The organism is Lysobacter sp. Root76, from assembly GCF_001428685.1.
Taxonomy (GTDB): Bacteria; Pseudomonadota; Gammaproteobacteria; order Xanthomonadales; family Xanthomonadaceae; genus Lysobacter.
Genome location: NZ_LMIK01000001.1, coordinates 1,043,582 through 1,069,567 on the forward strand (window position 1 = coordinate 1,043,582; position 25,986 = coordinate 1,069,567).

Annotated in this window: 19 protein-coding genes, 1 pseudogene and 1 riboswitch; of the genes and pseudogenes, 7 read left to right on the plus strand and 13 right to left on the minus strand. The window is 69.6% G+C overall.

From position 1 onward, the window contains the following. Nucleotides 1–7 precede the first annotated feature (7 nt). From ASE10_RS04340 to ASE10_RS20940, 4 genes and pseudogenes are all read left to right on the plus strand, one after another. Nucleotides 8–721 carry a fumarylacetoacetate hydrolase family protein gene (locus ASE10_RS04340; protein ID WP_055903721.1) on the plus strand — a complete coding sequence of 238 codons (714 nt, stop codon included), beginning with the start codon at nt 8–10 and terminating at the stop codon, nt 719–721. Nucleotides 722–766: 45 nt separating this feature from the next. Then, nucleotides 767–1,168, plus strand: a complete 402-nt coding sequence (mscL, locus tag ASE10_RS04345; protein ID WP_055903724.1) for a large-conductance mechanosensitive channel protein MscL — start codon at nt 767–769, stop codon at nt 1,166–1,168. A 506-nt stretch (nt 1,169–1,674) separates the two neighbouring features. Further along, nucleotides 1,675–3,099, plus strand: coding sequence for a M28 family peptidase (locus ASE10_RS04350; RefSeq protein WP_055903727.1), 1,425 nt, complete (start codon nt 1,675–1,677; stop codon nt 3,097–3,099). A gap of 298 nt (nt 3,100–3,397) precedes the next feature. Further along, a pseudogene (locus ASE10_RS20940) lies at nt 3,398–3,631 on the plus strand (RebB family R body protein); the annotation flags it as partial. Between the two features lie 562 nt (nt 3,632–4,193). Here ASE10_RS20940 and ASE10_RS20945 read toward each other — a convergent pair. From ASE10_RS20945 to ASE10_RS04375, 4 genes are all read right to left on the minus strand, one after another. Then, nucleotides 4,194–4,973: a TrmH family RNA methyltransferase gene (locus tag ASE10_RS20945; protein ID WP_055904086.1), complete on the minus strand. Its 780-nt coding sequence runs from the start codon at nt 4,971–4,973 to the stop codon at nt 4,194–4,196. A gap of 400 nt (nt 4,974–5,373) precedes the next feature. After that, complete coding sequence (locus ASE10_RS04365; RefSeq protein ID WP_055903730.1) at nt 5,374–5,934, minus strand: GNAT family N-acetyltransferase; 561 nt, start codon at nt 5,932–5,934, stop codon at nt 5,374–5,376. Between the two features lie 90 nt (nt 5,935–6,024). Then, nucleotides 6,025–9,150: an efflux RND transporter permease subunit gene (locus ASE10_RS04370; RefSeq protein ID WP_056304968.1), complete on the minus strand. Its 3,126-nt coding sequence runs from the start codon at nt 9,148–9,150 to the stop codon at nt 6,025–6,027. A gap of 49 nt (nt 9,151–9,199) precedes the next feature. Continuing rightward, nucleotides 9,200–10,297, minus strand: a complete 1,098-nt coding sequence (locus ASE10_RS04375; RefSeq protein WP_056304966.1) for an efflux RND transporter periplasmic adaptor subunit — start codon at nt 10,295–10,297, stop codon at nt 9,200–9,202. Nucleotides 10,298–10,586: 289 nt separating this feature from the next. Between ASE10_RS04375 and cysK the strand changes: the two genes are divergently transcribed. Further along, complete coding sequence (gene cysK, locus ASE10_RS04380) at nt 10,587–11,543, plus strand: cysteine synthase A (protein ID WP_056098879.1); 957 nt, start codon at nt 10,587–10,589, stop codon at nt 11,541–11,543. A 373-nt stretch (nt 11,544–11,916) separates the two neighbouring features. Here the strand turns inward: cysK and ASE10_RS04385 are convergent, their stop codons facing one another. The 3 genes from ASE10_RS04385 to ASE10_RS04395 form a co-directional block, all read right to left on the minus strand. Continuing rightward, nucleotides 11,917–12,447 (minus strand): hypothetical protein, encoded by a 531-nt coding sequence (locus ASE10_RS04385; protein WP_055903743.1) that lies wholly within the window; start codon nt 12,445–12,447, stop codon nt 11,917–11,919. A gap of 217 nt (nt 12,448–12,664) precedes the next feature. After that, on the minus strand, nt 12,665–13,675 hold the full coding sequence (locus ASE10_RS04390) for a class I fructose-bisphosphate aldolase (RefSeq protein WP_055903746.1): 1,011 nt from the start codon (nt 13,673–13,675) through the stop codon (nt 12,665–12,667). 222 nt (nt 13,676–13,897) lie between these two features. Further along, entirely contained in the window at nt 13,898–15,754 is a 1,857-nt protein-coding gene (locus ASE10_RS04395; RefSeq protein ID WP_055903749.1) for a hypothetical protein, read from the minus strand. Between the two features lie 219 nt (nt 15,755–15,973). Here ASE10_RS04395 and ASE10_RS04400 point away from each other — a divergent pair, with 219 nt between their 5' ends. Then, on the plus strand, nt 15,974–16,333 hold the full coding sequence (locus tag ASE10_RS04400) for a hypothetical protein (RefSeq protein ID WP_056304964.1): 360 nt from the start codon (nt 15,974–15,976) through the stop codon (nt 16,331–16,333). Between the two features lie 137 nt (nt 16,334–16,470). Here the strand turns inward: ASE10_RS04400 and pyk are convergent, their stop codons facing one another. Then, on the minus strand, nt 16,471–17,937 hold the full coding sequence (gene pyk, locus ASE10_RS04405; protein WP_055903756.1) for a pyruvate kinase: 1,467 nt from the start codon (nt 17,935–17,937) through the stop codon (nt 16,471–16,473). A gap of 90 nt (nt 17,938–18,027) precedes the next feature. On the opposite strand from pyk, the gene ASE10_RS04410 reads away from it, so the two are divergent. Continuing rightward, nucleotides 18,028–18,612 carry a GNAT family N-acetyltransferase gene (locus ASE10_RS04410; protein ID WP_055903759.1) on the plus strand — a complete coding sequence of 195 codons (585 nt, stop codon included), beginning with the start codon at nt 18,028–18,030 and terminating at the stop codon, nt 18,610–18,612. A 298-nt stretch (nt 18,613–18,910) separates the two neighbouring features. Here ASE10_RS04410 and ASE10_RS04415 read toward each other — a convergent pair whose 3' ends face one another. The 5 genes from ASE10_RS04415 to ASE10_RS04435 form a co-directional block, all read right to left on the minus strand. Then, the gene (locus ASE10_RS04415) at nt 18,911–19,141 is read right to left on the minus strand and encodes a DUF6289 family protein (RefSeq protein ID WP_055903762.1); all 231 of its coding nucleotides are present in this window, start codon (nt 19,139–19,141) and stop codon (nt 18,911–18,913) included. A 189-nt stretch (nt 19,142–19,330) separates the two neighbouring features. Further along, nucleotides 19,331–19,987: an HAD hydrolase-like protein gene (locus ASE10_RS04420; protein ID WP_082559695.1), complete on the minus strand. Its 657-nt coding sequence runs from the start codon at nt 19,985–19,987 to the stop codon at nt 19,331–19,333. After that, complete coding sequence (locus ASE10_RS04425; protein ID WP_055903768.1) at nt 19,984–21,159, minus strand: phosphoglycerate kinase; 1,176 nt, start codon at nt 21,157–21,159, stop codon at nt 19,984–19,986. Before ASE10_RS04425 ends, ASE10_RS04420 begins: the two co-directional genes overlap by 4 nt. Nucleotides 21,160–21,325: 166 nt before the next feature. Continuing rightward, entirely contained in the window at nt 21,326–22,708 is a 1,383-nt protein-coding gene (locus ASE10_RS04430; protein WP_157480861.1) for a DUF3999 domain-containing protein, read from the minus strand. Then, nucleotides 22,705–25,458 carry a DUF2339 domain-containing protein gene (locus ASE10_RS04435; protein WP_056304962.1) on the minus strand — a complete coding sequence of 918 codons (2,754 nt, stop codon included), beginning with the start codon at nt 25,456–25,458 and terminating at the stop codon, nt 22,705–22,707. Before ASE10_RS04435 ends, ASE10_RS04430 begins: the two co-directional genes overlap by 4 nt. Nucleotides 25,459–25,585: 127 nt before the next feature. Continuing rightward, nucleotides 25,586–25,876, plus strand: a riboswitch (cobalamin riboswitch). Nucleotides 25,877–25,986: the final 110 nt, after the last annotated feature.

Below are 25,986 nucleotides of genomic sequence, written 5' to 3' on the forward strand. Positions count from 1 at the left end.
GCCAGCAATGACCGACGTGATCGCGGCCGCGCCGCAGCCCCGTATTCCGGTCCGCGGCGGCGGACAGTTCCCGGTCCGCCGCATTTACTGCGTCGGCCGCAATTTCGCCGAGCATGCGCGCGAAATGGGCGCCGCCGTACCGACCTCCGCCGCCGACCGCGGCAACCCGGTGTTCTTCCTCAAGCCCGCCGACGCGATCGTGCTCGACGAGGCCGTGCCCTACCCGCGCGGCACCCAGGACCTGCACCACGAAGTCGAACTGGTGGTGGCGCTGGGCCGCGACGCGCCCGCCGGCGAGCTCGACCCGGCCGACGCCACGGCGCTGATCTTCGGCTACGCGGTCGGCCTGGACCTGACCCGCCGCGATCTGCAGACCGCGGCCAAGGCCAAGGGCCTGCCCTGGGACACCGGCAAGGCCTTCGACCATTCCGCGCCGATCAGCCCGATCGTGCCCGCGGCCGAGGTCGGCGAACTCGGCGCACGCGCGCTCACCCTCGAGGTCAACGGCCAGATCCGCCAGCGCGGCTCGCTGGACGACCTGGTGTGGAACGTGCCCGAGATCCTGCACGAGTTGTCGCGGCTGTATGCGTTGCGCGCCGGCGACCTGGTGTTCATGGGCACGCCGGCCGGGGTCGCCGCGCTGCAACCGGGCGACCGCTACCACGCCGTGCTCGAAGGCGTGGCCGAGTTGCGCGGCCGTATCGCACCCGCAACGGTATAGTCGGGCGCCAGGCACCCCCGTGCCGCACTTCCAGGGAGATCCGCTATGGGCATGATCAGCGAGTTCAAGGAATTCATTTCGCGCGGCAACGTCGTCGACCTCGCGGTCGGCGTGGTGATCGGCGCCGCGTTCGGCAAGATCGTCACCGCACTGGTCGACGGCATCGTGATGCCGCTGATCGGCTACGCCAGCGGCGGCGTCAGCGTCAGCGACTGGAAATTCGTGCTCAAGCCCTCGCAGCTGGACGCGGCCGGCAAGGAAGTCGCGGCCGAAGTCGCGGTCAAGTACGGCCTGTTCCTGCAGACGGCGATCGATTTCCTGCTGATCGCGCTGGTGATCTTCCTGGTCCTCAAGGCGTACAACAAGCTGCGCAAGCCCGCCGAAGCCCCGGCCACGCCCGAGGACATCGCGCTGCTGCGCGAGATTCGCGATTCGCTGAAGAAGTAAGCGCTCCTCCGCGAAGAGCCCATGACGGCCGCCCAGTGCGGCCGTTGCGCTTTTCGGAGTCCTGCGTCCCGCTTGGGGTAGTGGCGGCGCCAGCCGCGACCGCGCGGCTCCGGCGCCTGCGAAATCGCGGCTCACGCCGCTCCCACAGCGGAATCGCCGGGCCAATGTGGGAGCGGCGTGAGCCGCGATTGCGAATCCATGGCCATTGCGCGGTCGCGGCTTACGCCGCTCCTACCCCAAAGCGCTCAGGCCCGAAGCCACGAGGACCGAAGCTACGAGGCCCGAAGCCCGAAGCCACGAAAGCTCGGAGCCCCGATGCCCCGAAGCGAAAAGGCGCGGCGCGCGCCGAAACGAAAACGCTGCTTCGGCAAACTTTCGCGCCAGCCTCAAGCGCCGCGATAGGCAGCGACAAATAAGGCTCAAGTCCGGCGTGACTTGAGGCATGCAGGCGAAGCGCGCCGGCTTGCTAAGCTCGACGCTTCGTCTTTGCAGCCGGGGAGTTGGGAATGCGTGCACCGTTGTGGGCGGCGATCGTCGCCGTCTTGTCCGTCTCGTCGCTGATCGGTCCGGCCTATGCCGCCGAGCGCGAAACCCGCATTCCGGAAGCTGCGATCGCCAATGCCGCGCAATTGCGCGAGCGCGCGCTGGCCAGCGACCTGGGCTACCGCATCACCGAATCGCTGACCACCGAAGTCGGGCCGCGCCTGGCCGGCAGCGAAGCCGATGCGCGCGCGGTCGCCTGGGCCGAAGCCAAGTTCCGCGAACTGGGCTTCGACAAGGTCTGGCTGGAGCCGGTCAGCTTCCCGAAGTGGGAACGCCGCAGCGAGCGCGCCGAAGTGCTGGGCGCGCACCGCCAGCCGCTGACCCTGACCGCGCTGGGCGGCAGCCCGGGCGGCACGGTCGAGGCCGAAGTCGTGCGCTTCGCCGATCTGGCCGCGCTCGAAGCCGCGCCGGCCGGCTCGCTGGCCGGCAAGATCGCCTTCGTCGACTACCGCATGCAGCGCGCCCGCGACGGCGCCGGCTACGGCCCCGGTTCGCGCGTGCGCAGCCGCGCGCCGTCGGCGGCGATCCGCGCCGGCGCCAGCGCCATGCTGATGCGCTCGGCCGGCACCGACTCGCACCGCGCGCCGCACACCGGCATCACCCGTTTCGACGAAGGCCTGACCCCGATCCCGTCGGCCGCGCTGGCCGCGCCCGACGCCGACCAGCTCGCGCGCCTGGTCGCCAAGGGCCCGGTCGAGGTCCGCGTCGCCCTGGACTGCGGCTGGAACGGCCAGGTGAGCTCGCACAACGTGATCGGCGAAATCCGCGGCAGCAAGAAGCCCGACGAGGTCGTGGTGATCGGCGGTCATCTGGATTCCTGGGACCTGGGCACCGGCGCGATCGACGACGGCGCCGGCGTCGGCCTGACCATGGCCGCCGGCAAGCTGATCGGCGAGATGAAACAACGCCCCGCGCGCAGCATCCGCGTGATCGCCTACGCCAACGAAGAGCAGGGCCTGTACGGCGGCAAGGCCTACGCGGCGGCGCACGCCAATGCGGTCGCCAAGCATCAGATCGGCGCCGAGAGCGACTTCGGCGCCGGCCGCATCTACGCCTACTCCAGCTCGGCGCCCGCGCACGCGCAGGCCGCCGACAAGCAGATCGCCGAAGCGCTGGCGCCGCTGGGCATCGAGCACACGCCGGGCAGCGGCGGCCCGGGGCCGGACATCGGCCCGATCGCCGAGCGCGGCATGGCCTGGGCGCGCCTGGCCCAGGACGGCAGCGACTACTTCGACCTGCACCACACGCCCGACGACACCTTCGACAAGATCGATCCCCAGGCGCTGGCGCAGAACGTCGCGGCCTATGCGGTGTTCGCCTACCTGGCCGCGTCCGCCGACGGCGATTTCGGCAGCCAGCCCAAGGCCGCCCCAGTTCCTGAAGAGTAAGTTCCGAAGAGTAAGTTCCAAGGCGCAAGCTCCAACCACGGAGCGCCGGCTGCAGCCGGCGCTCCCTTGCCGAAGTCGCCGTGCGCGTCATCGCGCCCTCGCCCGCTGATCGCCCGCTGATCGCCCGCTGATCGCCCGCGGCGTGCCCTAGCCGAGCCCGCCGTCGCCCCGGCAACGACCGTTCGTCGCTCGCGCCGAATCCATTCGTCGCATCGGTTCACGGCCGTCCCCTGGCGTCGTTGCGCGGCCTTAGACTGATCGCGCAAGGAACGCCCACTCACCGACCAGGAACGCCGCCATGTCCTTCCCGACCGCCGTCAACGACCAGATCACCGACTCCATCACCCAGTCCAACGTCAAAGTCATCGGCGAAGCGCCGGCGTTCGCGATGGGCTCGATCTACCAAAGCATGGCCCGCTCCACCGGCATCCTGTTCGAGAACGCGGTAATGCAGCAACAGCAGATGAACATCCTGCTGCAATCCGCGGCCGCTCAGGGCGCGATCCAGATCTACAGCACGGACACGCAGGCGCCGGACGGCCCGCAACAGCTGCAGGCCAAGGCCGAACAAAGCGCGGCCGAACTCAAGAACGCGGTCATGGGCGGCGTCAATCCGCAGATCGTCGACGCGGTGAAAATGAACCTGCACAGCGTGCTCGACAGCGCCGGCGACTTTTCCTACGCGGTGCGCTGCGCGGCCCAGGCCATGCAGGCCGCGCTGGACGACATGAGCAAGAACTCCCACCACGATGCGCTGGACACGGTGAAACTCGCCGCGACCGCGAGCTGCCTGCGCGCGATGATCGCCGACCCGGACAAGGCCGACGCCTATGCGGTGGTGATGGATGCGATCCGGCGCTTGAGCTGAGCCGCGGCGCCGGCTCGGCGTCTACCTGCGGGGCTGTTCGTCTGAGCTGGGACAACAGCCGCAGCAAATCCCCCAGCGCCCGTTGCGCATACGTTTGCCCCCTTTTTTAAGGGGGCCAGCGAGCTATCGGCAGTATTGAACTTGCCCACAAGTCCCCTTTGTCGAGAGGACTGGGGGGACTTGGTCTTGCTGTGTTGCGGCGACGCGCCGCCGCCTACGAACGCCCTCAACCCCGCTTTCGCGCAGCCCAGGCCGCCAGGAACACCGCCGTAGCCGAGGCGACGTTGAGGCTTTCGACCGCGCCGCTGCCGGGGATCGACAGGCGCAGGTCGCAGGCCGCAGCCAGTTCGCGATCCATGCCCTCGCCTTCTGCGCCGATCACATAGACCAAGCGCTCCGGCAGCGCGGTCGCGAACAGGTCGCCGCCGCCGTGGACCACGGTCGCGGCCAGCGCGAAGCCGGCGCCGTGCAGTTGCGCGATCGCGTTGTCCTCGCGCCCCAGGCGCACCATCGGCACCGCCTCCGCGCCGCCCTCGGCGACGCGCGCGGCGGCGCCGGACAGGGCCAGGGGCGAATGCTTGGGCAGCAGCACCGCCGACACGCCGAAATGCGCGGCGGCGCGCAGGATCGCGCCCAGGTTGTGCGGGTTGCCGACGCCGTCCAGCCACAGCGCGGCCTGCGGACCGGCCGGCAGATCGCGCAGCCAGGTCGACAGCGAGCCGACCTCCTCGCGCAGCACGTCGGCGACCACGCCTTCGTGATGGCTGCTGGCGGCGAGTTTGTCGAGATCGCCCTCCTCGACCACGCGATAACCGACGCGATGGGCGACGCACCAGGCCAGCAAGGGCTGCAGGGCCGGAATGCGCGCTTCGGTCAGATACAGCTTGCGGATCGCCTGCGGACGGCGCGCGAACGCCGCGCGCACCGCGTTGAGTCCGTACAGGCGCAGCTCCAGATCGCGCGCGCGACGCGGCGCGGCCTCGGCCTGCAGCTGCGCTTCGTCCAGGCGCTCGCCGACCTGGTAACCCTGAGCGTCGTCGCGCGGCGGACGCGAAGGCCGCGCATGCTCGCTGCGCGGGTGTTCGCTGCGCGGATGCACGGCACCGCTGCGCTCGGCGCCGCGCGGCGCCTGCGGTGCGCGCTCGCGCCAGGGCGTGTCGCGGCCGCGCGCGGGCTCGCCGCCGCGGTTGCGATCTTCGTTGCGCGGGTTGCGGTCGTCGCCGCGACCGGCCCAGGGACCGGCGTTGCCCGGTTCGCGCGGGCCACGTTCTGGTGTCGCACGCTCGGGTCTCGCACGCTCGCCAGGGCGATCGTCGGTGCGTTCGCGGCCGGGCCTGCGTTCGTCGCCTGCGCCTTCGCGCCGCCAGGGATCGCCGCCGCCGGGCGGGCGCGGACCACGGGGAGGATCACGGCGCATCTTGCAGACTCCTTCTCACCTTGGCGAACACACGCAGATCGTGCAGTTCGCCGTACTTGACCACGGCGCAGCGTTGCGCGCCCTCTTCGATAAAACCGTTCTTCAGCAACACCCGCGCCGAGGCCGGATTGCTGTCCAGCACCGTCGCGAACAGGCGGTGCAGGCCGAGCTCGCCCATCACCCAGGGCGCGAACGCGCCGACTACCCGCGTCATCAAGCCGCCGTTCCAGTGCGCGCGGCCCAGCCAATAGCCCAGCTCGGCGCCGTAGCCGCGTTCGCCCTGCCCCGGCCGCACGCCGATGCCGCCGCAGGCACGGCCGCCGACCTCGATGGCGTAGACCGGATCGTCGAAGCTCACCACTTCGCCGGCCAGGAAACGTTCGCCGTCGTCGCGCGTGTACGGGTGCGGGAAGCGGTCGCTGACGCCGCGCGCGACCTGGGCGTCGTCGGCGTGCGCGAGCAGGCTGTCGAGGTCGTCGCCGCGCCACCGGCGCAGGATGTAGCCCGCGCCCGTCGGAGGCGGGCCATGGCGGCTGGAGGCGCGGTTCATGCCGCTAGCCTAATACGCCCGCGCTCCGGCGCAAATCGAAATACGCGACGGCGGCGGCGGGAGCGGCGCAAACCGCTCCCGCGCAGCGGATCAGGCGTGACCGCCGGCCTGCGGGGTCTCGCGCTCCAGCTTCTCCAACTCGTGCGCGACCGCTTCCGGCGACTGGGTGTACTTGGCCAGCAGCACGTAGAACGCGGGCACGATGAACAGCGACAGCAGGGTCGAGAACGACACGCCGAAGATCACCACCACGCCGATGGTCGCGCGGCTGGCCGAGCCCGGACCGCCGGCTAGCACCAGCGGCAGCGCACCGACCACGGTCGCGATCGAGGTCATCAGGATCGGACGCAGGCGCACCGCCGCGGACTCGACGATCGCCTCGTGGATCTTGCGGCCCTCGTCGCGCAACTGGTTGGCGAACTCGACGATCAGGATGCCGTTCTTCGCCGCCAGGCCGACCAGCATGACGATGCCGATCTGGCTGAACAGGTTGAGCGTGCCGCCGGTGACGGCCAGGCCGATCAATGCGCCGAGCACGCCCAAGGGCACGGTCAGCATGATCACGAACGGGTGGATGAAGCTCTCGAACTGCGCGGCCAGCACCAGATACACCACCAGCAGGGCCAGGGCGAAAGTCAGCAGCACCGCGCCGCCGGCAGCCTGGTACTCGCGCGATTCGCCCTTCCAGTCGATCTGGGCCTGGTCCGGCAACTCCTCGCGCACGGCCTGGTTGAGCCAGGTGATGGCCTCGCCCATGCGATAGCCCGGCGTCAGGCCCGCGCTGATCGTGATCGAACGCAGGCGGTTGAAGCGGTTGAGGCTGCCGGGTTCGGCCAGTTCCTGCAGCGTGACCAGGTTCGACAGCGGCACCAGCGCGCCGTCGCGCGCGCGCACCTGGATCGCGGCCAGATCGGCCGGCGAAGCGCGCAGGGCCTTGTCGGACTGCACGATCACGTCGTACTCCTCGCCGTTCTGGACGAAGGTGGTGACGCGGCGCGAACCCATCATGGTTTCCAGCGCGTGGCCGATATCGGTCACGCTGACGCCGAGGTCGGCGGCGCGCTGGCGGTCGATCTCGACCCGCATCTGCGGCCGGGTTTCCTTGTAGTCCGAATCGGCGGAGAAGAAACCGGGGTTCTTCTCGATGCGCGCGAGCAGCTTGTCGCGCCACTGCGCCAGCTCGGCGTACTCGGGACCGCCGAGCACGATCTGGATCGGCTGGCCGCGCGTGCGCACCAGGCCGCCGCCGACTTGCGGCAGCGCGCGCACGCCGGTGAGCTGGCCGAGCTCGGCGCGCAGGCTGTCGGCGACGTCGGCGGTGCTGACGTCGCGCTTGTCCCAGTCCTGCAGGAACACCGCGATGCGGCCGGTGTGCATTTCCTCGCTGGCGCCGAAGCCGCCGGGCACGCGCGGGTTGTAGCGCTGGATGGTCTTGTCCGGGCCGACGTGCGCGGCGACGATCTTCTCGACCTGCTGCACCTGCTTGACCGTGTAATCGAAGCCGGCGCCCTCAGGGCCGAGGATCGAGATCTGGAACGCGCCGCGGTCTTCCGGCGGCGCCAGTTCCGAGGGCACGTAACGGAACAGGCCGTAGCTCAAGCCGATCGCGACCAGCATCAGCACGCCGAACAGCCAGGGGCGCTCGACGCTGCGGTCGAGCCAGCGCCGGTAGCGATCGCTGACGCCGTCCAGGCGCGCGTTGACCCAACGGTTGATCGGGTTGGATTTCTCGTCCTTGTGCGGGCGCACCAGCTTGGACGACATCATCGGCGTCAGGGTCAGGGCGACGAAGGCCGAGATCGCGACCGCGCCGGCCAGCGCCACCGACAACTCGCGGAACAGGCGCCCGGTGTTGCCTTCCATGAAGCCCACCGGCAGGAACACCGCCACCAGCACCGCGGTCGTCGCGATCACCGCGAACGCGACCTGCTTGGTGCCGCGCGCGGCCGCGACCAGTTTGGGTTCGCCCAGGTCGGCGCGGCGCTGGATGTTCTCCAGCACCACGATCGCGTCGTCGACCACCAGGCCGATGCACAGCACCAGCGCGAGCAGGGTCAACAGGTTGATCGAGAAGCCGAACAGGTACAGCGGAATGAACGCGGCGATCAGGCACACCGGCACCGTCACCGCCGGAATCAGCGCGGCGCGGAAACTGCCCAGAAACAGCCAGATCACGATCAGCACCAGCACGATCGCTTCGGCCAGGGTGTGATAGACGCGCTCCACCGCCGATTCGATGAACACCGTGGTGTCGAAGGCGACGAAGATGTCGGTGCCCTGCGGCAGCGACGGACGGATGGTGTCGGCGGCCTTGCGCACCGCCAGCGCCACGTCGAGGCTGTTCGCGGTCGAGGTCTTGACGATGCCCAGGCCGATGTTGGGCTCGCCGTTGCTGCGGTAGTAGGCGCGGCGCTCGGCCGAGTCGAGCTGGATCTTGGCGACGTCGCCCAGGCGCACCACGTAGCCGTCGGCGCCTTTGCGCAGCGGAATCTGGGCGAAGTCCTCGGGCTTCTGGTAGCTGCGCGCCACGCGCAGGGTGAAGTCGCGCGATTCGGATTCGATCCGGCCGGCCGGCAGCTCGACGTTCTCGGCGCGCAGCGCGGCCTCGACCTCGTTGACGGTGATGTCGCGCGCGGCCAGGGCGTCGCGGTCCAGCCAGATCCGCATCGCGTAGCGCTGCTGGCCGCCGATGCGGACCTGGGCCACGCCGTCCACCGACGACAGGCGATCGACGACGTAGCGCTCCGCGTAGTCGGACAGCTGCAGCGTGTCCATCTGCTTGGAGCTCATGTTGAGCCAGATGATCGGGTCGGCGTCGCTCTCGACCTTCTCGATCTGCGGCGGATCGGCTTCTTCGGGCAGGCGATTGGTGACGCGGCTGACCGCGTCGCGCACATCGTTGGCCGCGGCCTCGATCTCGCGCTGCAGGGTGAACTCGATGCTGATCGAGGCGCGTCCGTTGACGCTGCGCGACTCGATGGTCTCGATGCCCTCGATGCCGGCCAGGGCATCCTCGAGCACCTGGGTGATGCGGGTTTCGACCACCGCCGCCGAGGCGCCGGGATAGGTCACGTCGACCGAGACGATGGGCGGATCGATCGCCGGCAGTTCGCGCAGGGTCAGGCGCGAGAACGCCATCACGCCCAGGGTGATCAGCAGCAGGCTCATCACGGTGGCGAACACCGGACGGCGGATCGAGAGATCGGACAGATTCATCGTCGCTCAGCCCTGCACTGCGGCGTTAGCGGACAGCCGATGCGCGCGCTCAGCCATTGGCGCCGCCCTTCGCGGCCGCGGCCGGCTTGGCGCCGCCCTCGGCCACCTTGCTGCCGGCGCGCAGCTTGCCGGTGCCGTCGATCACGACACGGTCGCCGGCCTTCAGGCCTTCGACGATCTCGGCCAGGCCTTCGCGGCGGGTGCCGATCTTGACGTCGGCGCGCTCGACCGTGCTGTCGGGCTTGACCCGATACACGAACGAGTCGTTGCCGACCTGGACCACGGCGATCTCCGGGATCAGCAAGGCCTGGCGCTGCGGACGTTCCAGGGTGATCTGCACCAGCATGCCCGGCCGCAGCGCGCGGTCGCCGTTGGCGAAGTCGCCGCGCACGGTGATCGCGCGCGTGGCCGGATCGACGCGCGCGTCGACGGTGCTGACCTGGCCTTCGAAGGCGCGGCCCGGATACGCGGCGCTGGTGCCGCTCACGCGCTGGCCGACGGCGATGTTGGCCAGCAGGGTTTCCGGCACCGGGAAATCGACGTAGACGCGCGCGGTGTCGTCCAGGGTCGCGATCGGCGTGCCCGGCGTCACCAGCGAACCCGGGCTGACCTGACGGATGCCGAGCACGCCGCTGAACGGTGCGCGGATCACCCGGTTGTCGAGATCGGCGGCCATCTGCGCCACGCGCGCGCGCGCCGCGTCGCGGGTGGCGCGCTGCGTGTCCAGCGCCGAGCGCGCGATCAACTGCTGCGCAGCCAGTTCGGTCTGACGCTGGTACAGGCTCTCGGCCTCCTTGGCGGTGGCCTGCGCCTGTTCCAGCGAAGCCTGCTGCACTTGCCCGGTCAGGGTGATCAGCGGCGCGCCCGCGGCGACCACGTCGCCGCTGTCGAAATGCACGCGCTGCACGGTCTCGCTGACCTTGGCGGTGACGGTCACCGATTCGCGCGCCTTGACGTTGCCCAGCGCCTGCACGGTGTCGTTCCACGGCCGCAGCGCGGCCGCCTGGATCGTGACCGGCACCGGCCGGTCGCCGCCGCCGCCCTGCTGGCGTTCCTCGCCCTTGCTGCAGGCCGCTACGGCCAGAACGACGACGAGCGCGCAGCTGGCGCGGAAGCAAGCTGCACGGAATCCGGGGGCAAGGCGCATGCGGTTCTCTGAACGGGAAACACGGAAGGGAGGCTGGACGCGCGGCCGCGACAGGCGCGCAAAGGCCCAGCCGGGCGATTCTAGCGGCCCTGCGTTAACGTTCGCGTGGGCCATTGGTTGACGCCGCGGGCCTGCGTGGCCGGCCCGCGCCGCCCAGCGCGTGTAAGGTTTGCCGAATGTGGCGGGTCGCGAGCCGGACCCGCATCGGGTCGGAGATCGTCCGCGGCGGTCGCCCGCCCCGTTCGCCTCCCCCATCCTCCTCCCGTCCCCCACTCAGGAGCCGCCGAACATGATTTACGACAGCATTCTCGACACGATAGGCCGCACGCCGATCGTGCGGCTGCATCGCATCGCCCCCGCCCACGTCACCCTGTACGCCAAGGTCGAATCCTTCAATCCCGGCGGCTCGGTCAAGGACCGCCTCGCCATCGCGATCATTCTCGACGCCGAGGCGCGCGGCCTGCTCAAGCCCGGCGACACCGTGATCGAAGCGACCTCCGGCAACACCGGCGTGGCCCTGGCGATGGTCTGCGCCTCGCGCGGTTACCACTTCGTGGCGACGATGTCGGAAACCTTCTCGGTCGAGCGCCGCAAATTGATGCGCGCCTACGGCGCCAAGGTGATCCTGACGCCGGCCGCCGAGCGCGGCAGCGGCATGGTCCGGCGCGCCGAGGAACTGGCCAAACAGCACGGCTGGTTCCTGGCCCGCCAGTTCCAGAATCCGGCCAACCCGGCCTACCACCGCCAGACCACCGCCGCGGAAATCCTGCAGGACTTCGCCGGCCGCAGGCTCGACCATTTCGTCACCGGTTGGGGCACCGGCGGCACCCTGACCGGGGTCGGCGAGATGCTCAAGCTGGCGCGGCCGGAGGTGCGCGTGACCGTGTCCGAACCGGCCGGCGCGGCCCTGCTCAGCGGCAAGGAGTGGCAACCGCACAAGATCCAGGGCTGGACCCCCGACTTCGTGCCGGAAGTGCTCAACCCTCAGGCCGCCGACGCGATCCTGCCGGTCGAGGACATGCTCGCGCGCGACACCGCGCGCCGGCTCGCCGCCGAGGAAGGCGTGTTCGTCGGCATTTCCGCAGGCGCGACCGCGGCCGCGGCGCTGGAAGTCGCCAAGACCGCGGCCCCGGGCGCGGTGATCCTGGCGATGCTGCCCGACACCGGCGAGCGCTATCTCAGCACGCTGCTGTTCGAAGGCGTCAACGAAGGTTCCGACGACGAGTGGCTGGCCGGCCTGTCCTGAGCGCGTGAGCCCGTCGGCCCGCAACCTGCTGCCGTCCAACGCCGCGCCCCTGGTCGCAGCGTTGGCGCTGCACTGGAGCGTGGGCAGGCTGCTGTGGACGTACTGGATCCAGAGCGTGATCGTCGGCTACTACGCGCGGCGACGCATGCCGTCGCTGCGCGAGTGCGGCGGGCGACGAGGAAACGTGAGCGCGGGTCGCACTGCACGGATCTGCGCTTCGCGACCCCGCACTTCGCAAACTCGCGCTTCATAGGGTGCGGTGAGCGCAACGAGCCGCATCGATAACGGTGTGCCTCGCGGCCAGATGCGGTTCGCTGCGCTCAGTGCATCCTAGGGCGAGGGTTGCGGCCGCCGTTGCGCAGCGACGCAGACGTTACAACCAGCCCGCGTCCCAAACGTAGACGATCAGGGCGAGGGCCACCGCCAGCAGCGCGAACACCACCACTCGGCGGTCGCTGTCGTCGTGCTGCACGGTCGGCGGGCGTACGGTCGCAGCTGTGATCGGGCGGGTCGTAGCGGCATTGCCCGAACGCATCGTCGCCGCGGCCTTCGCATGCCCATGGATGTGCGCTTCGACCCGCTCCTTGGCGGTGCGCAGGTCCATGCCGGACTGGTGCAGAACCTTGATCGCCTCGATGGTCTTGCCCTGCGACAGCGCCAGCAACGCGGCCGCGGGCAGGCCGCCGTGCGCCGATGGCGCCGACCCCGGGCTCGACGCGGGCTTGATCACGCTCGCGCTGGGCAGCGGCCGGCTGTCGCGCCAGGCCTCCACCGCTTCCTTGGCCAGACGCAGCTCGATCTTGCCGTTGCTGTCGCGCACCAGTTTGATCGCCGCGATCAGATCGCCGCGCGCGACCGCCGCAGCGGCCTCGGGGGAAATCGCGACCTTCTTCGACTCGGCCATGCTCGCTGCCTCCTGCATCGACTGCGGTCAGTCTACCCGGCTTTGGCGCGCCGCCGATCTAGCTAAATGGCGTTAGCCGGAGGCCGAAACGCTGCCCTCTCCCCACCCCTCTTCCGCTCGGCGGGAGCGGGGTCGGCTAAGGGCCGGCGCGAACCCCGGAAACGAAAACGCCGGCGCAAGGCCGGCGTTTCCGCTGAGTCGAGTCGTGCTGCGCGATTTACGCGGCCGACTGCCACTGGCCGAGCGCGGCAAGGCCGTTGTCGCGGGCGCGCGCGAACACGGTCTGCTGCGCCGACGCGACGTTGTTGACCAGGTCCTGCGACCACAACTTGAGCGCGGCCGACTGCATGGCGCGGCCGTAGGAGAACGACAGCGGCCACGGATTCGGGCCCATGCGGTTCATCGCATCCAGGTGCGCGGTCGCGTCCTCGTCGGACTGGCCGCCCGAGAGGAACACGATGCCCGGCAGGATCGCCGGCACGGTCGACTTCAGGCACTGCAGGGTCGCCGCGGCGACTTCCTCGACGCTGGCCTGCTCGTCGCTGGTGGTGCCCGGCAGCACCATCGAGGCCTTCAGGATCGTGCCCTCGAGCATCACGCTCTGCTCGTACAGCGCGCCGAACAGCGAACGCAGCACGACCTCGGTGACTTCGAAGCAGGCGTCGATGTCGTGGCTGCCGTCCATGATCACTTCCGGCTCGACCATCGGCACCAGGCCCTGCTCCTGGCAGAGCGCGGCGTAGCGCGCCAGGGCGTGGCTGTTGGCTTCGATGCAGGTGCCCGACGGGATGTCGTCGCCGATGTTGATGACCGCGCGCCACTTGGCGAAGCGGGCGCCGAGCTTGTAGTACTCCTCCAGGCGCGCGCGCAGGCCGTCCAGGCCTTCGGTGACCACTTCGCCCGGGAAGCCGGCGAGCGGCTGCGGGCCCTTGTCGACCTTGATGCCCGGAATGATGCCGTTGTCGGCCATCAGCTTGGTGAACGGCACGCCGGACTTGGTCGACTGGCGGATGGTTTCGTCGTACAGGATCGCGCCGGAGATGTAGTCGCCCAGCTTGGGCGTGCTCAGCAGCAGCTCGCGGTAGGCGCGGCGGTTCTCTTCGCTGTTCTCGATGCCCACGCCGGCGAAGCGCTTGGCGATGGTGTTGTTGGACTCATCGATGGCGATGATGCCCTTGCCCGCGGCGACCATGGCCTGGGCGGTTTCGGCAAGCTGTTCGATGCTCATGGAGATCCTGCGGCAGCGGTGGGAAGCCCGCGATTATAGCCGCTGACGGTGAACCTTGCCTTGAGCCTTACCCTGTTCAATCAGTGACTTGCGACGCGTTGCGCGGTAATCGGTTACAGGGAGGCACCTTGTCGATCGATACCGATGCCATGGCCCGAAGAAGGCACTGGAGCGAAATCGTGCCGGAGACGGCGGGCGGCCATGCCGCCCGCCGTCTCGCCTTCAGAACGGGATGCTCTCCGGCCAGTAGCAACCGGTCTGGCGGCAGAACACGTCAGCCGATGCTGACCACGGCTCGCCTTCAACCTTGAGCAGTCCGTAGAACGGCTCCGGGCTGGGGAAGTCGGGATCAAAGCCATGTGCGTCGGCCATGCGGAACCAGATCAGATAGGTCAGCCAAGGTAGCGCAGCCTCGAACTGGCCCGGCTCCGTTTCCACGAGCTTGTGGGTGTGATACAGCGTGTTCTTCATCCACAGCGCCAGCTCTGCCGGATCGGCCTTGGTGCAGGACGGATACTGGCCGGTGACTTCATCCGGCGTACCGGTGCAACGCGTACTCGAGTTGCCAGCCTCGGACAGGATCACCGGCAAAGTGTCGTCGTTATAGCCTTCCAGCACATCGTGAATGGCTTCGTTCTTGGCGACCCAGGTGCTGTCGTCGGCATCGCGAAAGATGTACGGATGCCACGACGCCACATCGAAGTACTGGCGCGCATCCGGCGGACCGCGCCGCCCGCTGGCGATACCTTCGTAGAGGGCTTTGATGAACGTCTTGATCGGCTCAAGGTCGTTATGCCCCAGCGGCGACGGCGGCGGCATCACCGCCTTGGCGGCCGGGTTACCTGCCTTGATTCCACGCCGGGCCGCAAACATGAGGTCCAGGGTGATGTTGACCCGATCCATCTCGGTGAATTCCTCGCGTCTGTCCGAACAAGCGTCAGCCTGGCCTACCAAAGGAGGCGCAAGGACTGTGGGGCCGTTGGTCTCATTGGCGATCTGCCACAGCTCGATCTCCGGGAATTCGCGTGCGATCGTGGTCCAGCTGCGCTCATAGCGGGCAAGGAAGGCCCGATAGGCCGCACTGGGCTGCAGAGGCGTATCGACGCACGGTAAAACCCACGAATTATTTCGCGATGCATGGCCGGTCAGCCATTGCGGGAAGCTATTGTCGACGCCCACCAAGGTGATGTTGGCGTCCCTCAGTCCGTCCACTGCCCGCCGATGCAGACCGAGATAGGGACCGAACGTGTTCTCGTCGACCAGCAGATGGGTATTCAGCATCCACATGCGAAAGACACGGGGCCGGAACCCCTTGGCGACCAGCACTTGCCGGTCGACATCCTCGATCTGCTTCGCCGTGTCGTACGGATACCGACTAATCGCATTCGGCACAATCGGCTCGCCCAGGCCCAGGCTGCCCTTGCCGGCCGCCTGAAGATTCGCATTGCGCGGATTGCCGCAGTAGAAGAATTGATAATCGACATTGGGACTCCCCAATGCCGCGTAGCGAGAGTAACCGGAGGGGCAAATGCGAGCGACGCCGGTCGCGGGGTTCGGGTATTCGACCGCACCGAGGCCGGTCATGCCGCCGAAATCCATGCGCAGACCGCCTTCGACATGCGGCCGGTAGCAATAGAACAAGTTGTTATCGACGCTCGGCGTACCCAAGACCTGCCGGGCCTGGTAGCCGTTCGGGCACTCATGGGTATGCGTGAAAGGATTAACGAAGTAATAGTAGCCGCGCCAGGGCAACGCGCCCTCTTCCGAGCCATTGGCCAGACCGACCATACCGCCGAAGTCGTACAGCGGCGCGCGACCGGCGACATGCGGTCGCGTACACAGGAACATCGACCAATCCACGTTGCCGGTGCCGAATACTTGCCTGGCGTCGTAACCCGCGGGACAGCTGGCCGCTCCGGTCGCGGGATTGTTGTAGTACTTGACCACCCCGCCCTCCGGGTACAGGCCGAACATGCCGCCGAAATCGTAGGCGTCCTCGTCCGCCGCCCAGGCCGACGCCGAAGCCAGCATCGACGTGGCCAGCGCCGCCCGCCATATCCATTTGAATCGCTTGTTCATTCCAACCCCTGCCTTGATGGTCCAGTCGCCGCGGTCGCATTCGCCCGCCGCGAGCGCCGTTGTAACCCGAGATCATCGCAACAAGCGAGATGTGCCATCCCGACGGGTGGGGATTGGCCGACCGGGATATATACCGCCGTGGCGACCGAGCGCGACCAATAGCTGATCGGTCTGGCCAGCGACGAAACCCTCGGCGCCGGCACCTGTCATCGCGGGAAAGTGAGTGCGGTCGAGCGCCGTGCGGTCGAGCGCGAGCTGCGCGCCCCGTTGGGCCGGCAGCGCCTGGACCGCGCCGCCGTCGACAAGGCACTGCGCCCTTACGACGCCGAAGAGCGCAGCGGCCTGCGCGTGCAAGCGCTCGCCCTCGCCGGCGGCAAGCGCCTGCTGGTCGCCACCGCCATGGCCGCGGTGCCGCCGCGCAGCCCGGACCAGGCCGATGCGACGCTGGATTCGGTGCTGTTGCTGGAGGCCTCGGGCCCCTCAAATGCTCGATACGGCATCATCGGAGTGGCATCTACTGGCTATGCCACTAATAACTCGCTTGATACACGATGCCGATATGTGGCGCGATGCCGCTGAAAGCACTTTAGTCATGAAACTTTGACGACGACGGTCACGGACGCGAACCCTGTATCGTCAACGACCGATAGAAGAAAGGCCCAGCGTGAGCTGGGCCTTGTGCTGATCGGCCGAGGATAAGGCCGCGACGAACAGGCTTACAGCTCGCCCAGGCCCTCGGCGGAGCCGCCGGCGCCGACCTGGAGCAGGCGCAGGGTGTTGGTGGCGCCGTGCTGTTCCATGGTGTCGCCGCTGGTGAAGATCACCCGTTCCTCGATCGCCAGCTTGCCGGTGTCGAACAGCTGCTTGACCGCGCTGCGGGCGGCGTCGCGCGAGGCCAGGCCGCGGCTGTCGAAGTCGATCGGGTAGACGTCGCGCATCAGGGCCATGCGCCGGCGCGCGCCGGGATGGCGCGAGAAGGCGTAGATCGGCGAGTTGGAGCGGAACCGCGACAGGAAGCGCGCGGTGCCGCCGGACTCGGTCAGGGCCACGATCGCGCGCACGCCGATGTGCTCGGACAGGAACATCGCCGCCATCGCGATCGCCTGGTCGGCGCGTTCGAGGTTGCGCGGCGCGGCTTCGAAATCGGTGTCGTGGTCGAACTGGCGTTCGGCGCCCAGGCAGATGCGCGCCATCGCCTCCACCGCCTTGATCGGATAGCGGCCGGCGGCGGACTCCTGCGACAGCATCACCGCGTCGGTACCGTCGATCACGGCGTTGGCGACGTCCAGCACTTCGGCGCGGGTCGGAATCGGGCTGTCGACCATCGACTGCAGCATCTGGGTGGCGGTGATGACCACGCGGTTGCGGGCCAGCGACTCGCGGATGATCTTCTTCTGCAGGCCGGGCAGTTCGGCGTCGCCGATCTCCACGCCCAGGTCGCCGCGCGCGACCATGACCACGTCGCTGGCCTCGACGATTTCGGCGAGGTTCTCGATCGCCTCGGCGCGCTCGATCTTGGACACCAGCGCGGCGTCGCTGCCGGCGGCGCGGGCGATGCGGCGGGCCTCGTTCATGTCTGCGGCGTTGCGGCAGAACGAGACCGCGATGAAGTCGGCGCCGAGTTCGGCGGCGACCGCGATCAGTTCCTTGTCGCGCTCGGTCAGCGCGCCCAGCGACAGGCCGCCGCCCTGCTTGTTCAGGCCCTTGCGGTCCGAGAGCACGCCGTCGTTGAGCACGGTGTTGACGATGCGTTGGCCTTCGACCGCGTCCACGCGCAGCTGCAGCAGGCCGTCGTCGAGCAACAGCACGTCGCCGGGCTTCACGTCGTTGGGCAGGCCCAGGTAGCTGACCCCGACTTCGCGCAGGCTGCCCGGCGGCGCGTCGGTGCTGGCGACCAGGTCGAAGCGGTCGCCGGCCTTGAGCAGCACCCGGCCTTCGGCGAAACGCTCGATGCGGATCTTCGGACCCGGCAGGTCGGCGAGGATGCCGACCTCGACGCCGACCCGCTGCGCGGCTTCGCGCACCGCGGTCGCGCGGGCGACCTGCGAGGAGGGATCGCCGTGGGAGAAATTGAGGCGAACCACGTCGACGCCTGCGGTCAGCAGCGCATCGAGCACGCCCGGCGGATCGGTGGCCGGGCCGAGGGTGGCGAGGATCTTGGTGCGACGAGGATTGGCGGACATGGCAGACTGCGGTTCCGTGACTGCGGGCCACGCTAGCACAGCTGCCGCGTCCTTCGATCGGTTTCGCGCCCATGTCCTCTCTTGTCCACGATGAATCTTGTCCACGATGAAACGGTCGAGCGCGACGACCTGCCGCTGCTGCGCGGCGAACGCCTGCGCCTGCGCGGCTTCCGCAGCGACGACCTCGGCGACTTCTTCGCCCTGCACGCCGATCCTGCGGTGATGCGCTACTGGAGCTTCCCGGCCTGGACCCAGCGCCACCAGGCCGAGGACCACCTGGCCCGGGCGATCGCGGCGCGCTCGAACGAAGAGATGCTGTGCTGGGCCGTCGTCGGGCGCGACGACGACCGCCTGATCGGCGCGACCACCTTGTTCGATATCCAGCGCGCCCAGGGCCGGGCCGAGATCGGCTATGCGCTGCGGTCCGCGCATTGGAGCCGCGGCTACGCCCAGGAAGCGTTGCGGCTGGTGCTGGACTACGCGTATTCCACATTGTCGCTGCGCCGCATCGAGGCCGACATCGACCCGCGCAACCTGCCCTCGTGCCGGCTGGTGGAACGCCTGGGTTTCCGCCGCGAGGGCCTGCTGCGCGAACGCTGGAACGTCGCCGGCGAATGCCAGGATTCGGCGATCTACGGTCTGCTCGCGCGCGAGTGGCGGTCGCAGACGGATTGAAGGACGCGGGTCGCCGCGCTCATCGAATCCTGCGTTGAAGGGCTTGCGCACCGGGACAGCGCGGCATCGTCGCGGCGTCCGCGCTCACGGTGGCGCGGGCGGCACGCGACGCCGCGCAGGAAACGCGCGGCGACGGCTTGCGAACAGCGGTGGAACCGCAGGATGCGATGAGCCACGGGCGAACCGCCTCGCCGCGATGCTTCGCTACGCGGCGCCTGTGTCGGTGATCCGCAGCGATGCGTTTCGCTGCGCTCACCGCATCCTACGTCGGGGAGGCCGATGCGGGACCCGGCTGCGCTCAGTCGCAGATCCAGGTGTTGCGGGTGTAATGGGTGGTGCGGATGCCCCAGGACAGGTACTGGCCGCCGCAGTTGGCGGTGGCGCCGCCGACCTCGTTGCCGGCGTCGTCGAAATAGATCACCGAATAAGCCTCGCCGGCGCGTCCGGCGACGGCAGCGCCGGCCAGCAGCAGCCCGAGCAGGGCCGCGGCGATCAGCGTGTTCGACAGCAGAAATCCCTTGCGACGCATGATGCGATCTCCGGTTCGACGCGGTCTCCTGACCGCAACCGGACGCTACCCCCCGCCGCCGCCGCAAACCTTGATCCGGTTCACAGGCGGCCGAGCGGAGGCCGCGAATTGGGCGCGCCGGCACATCCGCACGCGCACCGACCGACGTGCGGCGCTTGCGGCGCCGCGCGATGCGGCAGTGCGGCAGGCTCAGGCCGCGAGCAGTGCCGGCAGTTGCTCGGGCGCGTCCGCCAGGCGTTGCGCACCGGCCCGACGCAGTTCCTCTTCGCCGCCGAAGCCCCAGAGCACGCCGATGTTGCGCATGCCGTGGTGGCGCGCGCCTTCGATGTCCATGCGCCGATCGCCGATCATCCAGCAGTCCTGCGCGGTCAACGACAGGCGCTGCAGCGCCTCGGCGATCAGCTCGGGCTTGTCGCTGAGCCGGCCGTCCAGAGTCGAGCCGATCACGTCCTCGAAGCGGTGGCCGAACGGCAGGTGATCGATGATCTTGCGCGCATGCGGCTCGTTCTTGGCGGTCACGATCGCCAGCCGGTGCCCGGCCGCATGCAGCGATTCCACGGTCCGCTCGATTCCGGCGTAGACCTCGTGCTCGGCCCAGCCGTGGGTTTCGAAGCGTTCGCGGTAGTGCTCGACCGCGCGCTCGACCTGCTCGGGCTGCGCGAACAGCGGCCCGAAGCTGGTGCGTAGCGAGGGGCCGATCCAGCGCCGCAGTTCGGCCTGCGGCGGCACCGGATGCTGCATCTGGGTCAGCGCATGGGCGACGCAGCGGGTGATGCCGACCGCCGAGTCGATCAGGGTGCCGTCTAGGTCGAAGAACAGCGTCGGCGCGGCCGTGGCCACGCTCACGCGCCCGCCTGCTTGAGCGCGGCGACCGCCGGCAGTTCCTTGCCTTCGAGGAATTCGAGGAAGGCGCCGCCGCCGGTGGAAATGTAGCTGACGTCGTCGGCGATGCCGTACTTGTCGACCGCGGCCAAAGTGTCGCCGCCGCCGGCGATCGAGAACGCCTTGGACGCCGCGATCGCGCGCGCCAGGGCCTGGGTGCCGTGGCCGAAAGCGTCGAACTCGAACACGCCGACCGGGCCGTTCCAGACCACGGTGCCGGCGTTCTTGATCAGCTCGGCGTAGCGCGCGGCGGTGTCCGGACCGATGTCGAGGATCATGTCGTCGGCGCCCACCGCATCGACGGCCTTGACCGTGGCCGGCGCGTCGGCGGCGAAAGCCGGCGCGACCACCACGTCGGTCGGCACCGGAATGTCGGCGCCTCGCGCCTTGGCGTCGGCCATGATCTGCTTCGCGGTGCCGATCAGGTCGATTTCGACCAGCGACTTGCCGACGCCGTGGCCGAGCGCGGCGATGAAGGTGTTGGCGATGCCGCCGCCGACGATCAGTTGGTCGACCTTGCCGACCAGCGAGGACAGCAATTCCAGCTTGGTCGAGACTTTGGAGCCGGCGACGATCGCCAGCAGCGGACGCGCCGGCTGCTCCAGCGCCTTGGCCAAGGCATCGAGTTCGGCCATCAGCAGCGGGCCGCCGGCGGCGAGCTTGGCATGGCGGATCGCGCCGTGGGTCGAGGCCTGGGCGCGATGGGCGGTGCCGAAGGCGTCCATGACGAACACGTCGCACAGCGCGGCGTACTTCTTCGACAGGGCGTCGTCGTCCTTGCCCTCGCCGGGGTTCATGCGGCAGTTCTCGAGCAGGACCAGCTGGCCGGGCTGCACATCGACGCCGTCGACCCAGTCCTTGATCAGCGGCACGTCGATGCCCAGCAACTGCGACAGGCGCGCGGCCACCGGCGCCAGCGAATCGGCTTCGCTCCACACGCCTTCCTTGGGCCGGCCCAGGTGCGAGGTCACCATCACTGCGGCGCCTTTTTCCAGCGCCAGCTTCAGGGTCGGCAGCGCGGCCAGGATGCGTTGTTCGGAGGTGATGCGGCCGGCATCGATCGGCACGTTGAGATCTTCTCGAATCAACACGCGTTTACCGGCGAGATCGAGATCGGTCATGCGGACGATGGACACGGAGGCCTCCTGGGCGCGGACAAAGGGGGAAGGCGGCGGCGCACGCGGGGCCGACTGCCGGAGCCGGACATTGTAAAGGCCGGGATTTGGGATTCGGGATTTGGGATTCGAAAATGCGAAAGGCCCGCGATGGCAGGCCTTGATCGCTGCGACGAATCCCGACCGTCTACGCCGCCGGCGGCGCGCTGCCGCGCAGCAGGGCGACGGCGAATCCGGCGACCACCACGGCGCCGACCACCAGCACCGCCCACAACAGCCAGGTGCGCCAGTTGCGCTCGGGTTCGTCCGGCACCAGCGCGGCGGCGCCGGCCAGGGCCTGCATCGGGCCCAGCGCGGCCTCGGCCGGGCGCCAGGTCGGGCCGCGCTCGGCCTGCAGCGCCAGCATCGTCTGCGGCAGCGGCAGGTCTTCGCGCGCCGTGCGCGCACTGCCGGCGACCAGGGCGTAGGGCGGTGCGCCCTGGGCGATGAACACCATCATCTCGGGCTGGTAGCCCAGGCGCAGGCTCGGTTCGCCGGGCACCGCCGCGTCGGCGCTCAAGCGCCAATAGCGGTCGTCGCTGCGCACCGGCAGCGCCCGCGACGAGGAGCGGCCATCGCTGCCGACGCGGTAGGCGGTCCACGGCGCCAGCCGGCGCTGCCAGGGCGCGTCGGTGCGGTCGCGGCTTTCCAGGTTCCAGCCGACCGCGTAATTGCCGGGCAGCGCGACGTCGATGCGCTGGATCGGGAAGCGGCCGTCGAGTTCGAATTCGAAACGCGCGCCCTTCTCGCCGGCGCGCTCGGCGGCGACCCTGCGGCCCTTGAGCTGGCGCCAGCGCAGCGGCGAGGGATCGGCGCTGGCGTCGAGTTCGGCGCTGACCGCGCGGATCGGCGCGACCGCGTCGGGGTTGGTCGGGCTCAGGCGCAGGTAGCGCGCGCGCAGGCCGTCGGGGTCGAACGCGATCCGGCGCTGCAGCAGGCGGCGGCCGCCCTGCTCCAGATCGACCAGACGTCCGCGCGCGACCACATCCCGCCAATGTTCGAGGTCGTCGCTGGCTTCGACGCGGTAGGTGGCGTCCAACGCGGTGCCCGGCGCCCAGTCCAGTTCCAGCGCGCGGATCGGCGCGCGCAAGGTGCTGGCGTCGATCAGCAAGGCGGTCTGCGGCCCGATCGCAGCGCCGCGGCCGATGCCGCGCGCCTCGACCCGGCGCAGGCGGCCGTCGGCTTCGACTTCGCTGACCAACTGCCACTCCTGGGCGCCGCTGGCCGGACGCGCCGGCAAGGCGAACCAGGGCAGGCTGGCGCGGACCGCCGCGCGCGCTTCGCCCGGACCGGGCCGGTACAGCGCGGCCGGCACCGGATTGCCGGCGCCGTCGATCACGTCGACATCGCGCAGGCCGGAGCGGCGCGCATGTTGGTAGACGCTGTCGTCGAGCGCGACCCGGTACGCGCCCGCGCCTTCGCTGCCCAGTTGCAGCGGCCATTGCTGGGCGTAATCGTCGCGCGGCCCGGCGCTCGCCAACGCGGGCAAAAGTACGAGAGCGAACGCAGCGACAGTACGGGCCAGGCTCATGCCGGGATCTCCGGTTGGCGGTCTTCGGCGTCGGCGGCCCGGCTCGGCGGCGCCGGCGCGAGGTAACCGACCAGCGTGCACAGCAAGCCGTATGCGATGAACGAGGCGATGCCGAGCAGGTTGCCCAGGTGGGTGCGGTCGACCAACACCAGCTTGGCCAGCACCACCGCCATCAGCACCGCGCCGGCCAGCCACAAGGCGCGCTGGCCACGGCGCGAACCGATCACCCAGCCGAGCACGCCGAGCAGGCTCCAGACCACGGTCAGGCTGGTCTGAACCAGGCCGGTGCCGAACATCGCGCCATCCCAGGGCACGCCGCCCCAGTGATGGGTCGCGCGCAGGGTGACGACGGTGATCAGGGCGAAGCCGGCGGTCGCCAGCAGCGGCACCCGGCGTGCGCGCAGATCGTCCGGGCCCACCGGCGAGGCCAGCCAGAACGCAAACAGCGCCAGCACCGCGAGCTGGCTCAGGTCGAGCGGATTGAGCAGCGGCAGCCACGGCAGCGGCGCGCTCGCGCCGGGCTGGCCGAGGGCGACGATCGCGCCCAGCACCAGCGCGAACAGGAACGTGCCCTGGACCGCGCCGCGCCATTGCCCGAAACGCTCGCTCAGCGGCGCCGCGATCGCGGCCGGACGCCATTGCAGCGCCGCCGCCATCGCCAGGAACGGCAGCGCCAGCGCAGCCCAGGTCCAACCGTCGCCGACCGTGTTGCGGCCGACGAACTCGTGCAGCGACAGACTGGCCGCGAGCGGCCAGGCCCACAGCCAGGCCGCATGCGCGACACCGAGCTCGCCGCCGGCCCGATCGCGCAGGCAGCGCAAGGCGCGCGCACCGGCGATCGCGTAGACCAGCCAGGCCGCCAGGCCATAGCCGCCGAACGGGTGCAGGTGCGCCGACTCCTGCGCGAACGCCAGCGGCAGCGCCGCGGCCAGACCGGCCGCGACCGTCCAGGCCAGCGCGCGCGCCGGCAGACGGCGATAGGTCTCGGCCGCGAGCCAGGCGCTGAGCGCGGCGAAAGCGAGCACCGCGTCGGCGCGCACGTCCGACATCAGAAAGCGCTCGATCTCGCCGAGCGCGTTGCCGCACCACCAGGCCAGGCCCCACAGGTAATAGGCCAGGGCGAAACCGCGCCGCTCGGCGCGGCGATAGCTCCAGGCGCTGGCGAAAGCGGCCAGCGCGATCAGCAAGGCGCCCATGAAACGCGCGTTGAGCAGCGCGGTCAGCGGCTCGGGACCGTCGCTGACGCCGATCGCGAAACCGCCCGCGGCGAACAGCTGCAGGGCGAAGCCGGCCAGCTGCGGCAGGATGCGTTGTTGACGCAGCCCCAGCCAGACCAGCGCCGCGCCTTCGACCGCGAACACGCAGGCGGTGCTCTGCGCCGACAACGCCAGCGGCACCGCCAGGGTCGCGAAGCCGACCGCGAGCAGCGCGTACGGGGTGGCCAGCGCGGCGAAGTGCTCGCGCCGCTGCAGCCACCACGCCAGCGCCGCGTACAGCGCGGCCAGGCCCAGCGCGCAGAACGCCAGCGGCATGCGCTCGCCTTCGAGCAGGCCGGCCTGCAGCATGAACGCGATCAGCGGCGTGCCGAACACCAGGCAGCCGTCGATCAGATCGCGCTTGCCGGCCGGACGGCGCCAGGCGTACAGGATCGGAATCAGCAGATAGAACCCGAAGAACAGCAGCAGGAACGGTTCGGTGGTCGCGTAGTCCTGCGCGCGGTAACTCAATACGCCCCAAGCGGTGCCGATGCCGAAGGTGAAGACGAAACCGAGCAGGTTGAGCGCACGCCACGGCCGCCACCAGGCGATCGCGAAGATCGCCGCGTTGAGCACCGCGTAATAGCCGAACAGGGCGACGTGGTTGCCCTGCCCGGTCGAGAGCCAGATCGGCGCCATGAAACCGGCGAGGATGCCGAGCAAGGCCAGCGCGATCGCGTTCTGCCGCACCGCCAGCACGCCGGCGCCGGCGACCAGCACGATGCTCAGCCCGAACGCCGGGCCCGCTTCGATCAGGCCGTACAGCTTGAAGGCCGCGAATACCACCAACAGCAGCACGCCGATCGCGCCGCCCTGCAGACTCAGGGCGAAACTGCGCTTGCGCTCGCGCTGGTACCAGCCGAACACCACTCCGCCCAGCGCGGCCAGGGCGATGCCGGCCAGGCGCAGTTCGATCGGAAAGCGCATCCAGCCCTGATCGGTCGCGTACTTGAGCAGGGCCGCGACGCCGGCGAACAGCACCAGCATGCCGACCTTGACCGGCACGTTGCCTTCAGTGAACCAGCGTTTGACCGCACGCACGAATACGGTGGCCGGATTCGGCGGCGGACGGCGCACCGCCGCAGGCGCGGCGCGCGCCGGTGTGGCGGCCTGCGGGCTCGGTGGCGGCGTGTCGAACACCGCGCGCGGCGGCGTCGACGGCAGGGGCGGCGGTGCGACCGGCGGCGGAACCGACGATTCGGGCACAGGCGTCCGTGGCGGCGCAATCGGCGTGGCATCGACGCGACTTTCGGGCACCACGGGTGTGGGCGCGCTGCGCATCAGCTCGTCCAGGGTCGGCTCGGCGGCCATCGCGGCCTCGCGCGCATCGACCGGGGCATCGGCCGCACGGGCGGCTGGCGAGCCGAGCTCGTCGACCCTCGCCTCCAACATCGCGACCCGGCCCTTGAGGCCGGAGATCATCACCAGCGCCGCGATCAGCAGCGCCGGTACCGCCAGCAGCACCAGCACCAGCAACGTCACCAGTCCTGCCATCGCGCCGCGCCCCCTGTCCTTGTCGCCCCGCACGTTAACACCAAGCGCGCCGCCGCGAGGGCGCCGGGATTTTATTTCGAATCTGCTGTCGCTCACCACATATCGTGTTGACGGATCGAAGGACCCCTAATATGTTGTGTCCGTCGGTGCCGATCGCGAGATCGGCTTAATAGGGAAGCCGGTGCGGACCCGTCCTTCTGGACGGCGACAAAGCCGGCGCTGCCCCGCAGCGGTATGGGAAACGAACGTGGTCATTGCACTGGGCGCCCGGCGCCTGGGAAGCGGCCACCAGTAGGAGGAGCCGAGGAGCGAGTAGAGAGGAGTGAGACGCGGGCCGAGGCCTGCCGACCACCGCTCTTAACTCGCCCCTCGCTCCAAGTCCCGAGCCCGAAGACCTGCCGACAGCCGCGCGTCGCACACCGCGCGGTACCGGCTCAGGAGTCTTCGGGGGAAGGCGGCCGGTGTCGTTCCGCCGCCTCGGTCTTCCGTCGCGGCCGCAGCCCGTCTCGGACTGCGCGACACCCTGTC

Excerpts from the sequence above, each read along its gene's own strand:
- ASE10_RS04340 (WP_055903721.1), top strand. The coding sequence starts at position 8 with ATGACCGACGTGATCGCGGCCGCGCCGCAGCCCCGTATTCCGGTCCGC.
- mscL (WP_055903724.1), top strand. The coding sequence starts at position 767 with ATGGGCATGATCAGCGAGTTCAAGGAATTCATTTCGCGCGGCAACGTC.
- ASE10_RS04350 (WP_055903727.1), top strand. The coding sequence starts at position 1,675 with ATGCGTGCACCGTTGTGGGCGGCGATCGTCGCCGTCTTGTCCGTCTCG.
- ASE10_RS04365 (WP_055903730.1), bottom strand. The coding sequence starts at position 5,934 with ATGAACCGCGCCTCCAGCCGCCATGGCCCGCCTCCGACGGGCGCGGGC.
- ASE10_RS04370 (WP_056304968.1), bottom strand. The coding sequence starts at position 9,150 with ATGAATCTGTCCGATCTCTCGATCCGCCGTCCGGTGTTCGCCACCGTG.
- ASE10_RS04375 (WP_056304966.1), bottom strand. The coding sequence starts at position 10,297 with ATGCGCCTTGCCCCCGGATTCCGTGCAGCTTGCTTCCGCGCCAGCTGC.
- cysK (WP_056098879.1), top strand. The coding sequence starts at position 10,587 with ATGATTTACGACAGCATTCTCGACACGATAGGCCGCACGCCGATCGTG.
- ASE10_RS04385 (WP_055903743.1), bottom strand. The coding sequence starts at position 12,447 with ATGGCCGAGTCGAAGAAGGTCGCGATTTCCCCCGAGGCCGCTGCGGCG.
- ASE10_RS04390 (WP_055903746.1), bottom strand. The coding sequence starts at position 13,675 with ATGAGCATCGAACAGCTTGCCGAAACCGCCCAGGCCATGGTCGCCGCG.
- ASE10_RS04395 (WP_055903749.1), bottom strand. The coding sequence starts at position 15,754 with ATGAACAAGCGATTCAAATGGATATGGCGGGCGGCGCTGGCCACGTCG.
- pyk (WP_055903756.1), bottom strand. The coding sequence starts at position 17,937 with ATGTCCGCCAATCCTCGTCGCACCAAGATCCTCGCCACCCTCGGCCCG.
- ASE10_RS04410 (WP_055903759.1), top strand. The coding sequence starts at position 18,028 with ATGAATCTTGTCCACGATGAAACGGTCGAGCGCGACGACCTGCCGCTG.
- ASE10_RS04415 (WP_055903762.1), bottom strand. The coding sequence starts at position 19,141 with ATGCGTCGCAAGGGATTTCTGCTGTCGAACACGCTGATCGCCGCGGCC.
- ASE10_RS04430 (WP_157480861.1), bottom strand. The coding sequence starts at position 22,708 with ATGAGCCTGGCCCGTACTGTCGCTGCGTTCGCTCTCGTACTTTTGCCC.
- ASE10_RS04435 (WP_056304962.1), bottom strand. The coding sequence starts at position 25,458 with ATGGCAGGACTGGTGACGTTGCTGGTGCTGGTGCTGCTGGCGGTACCG.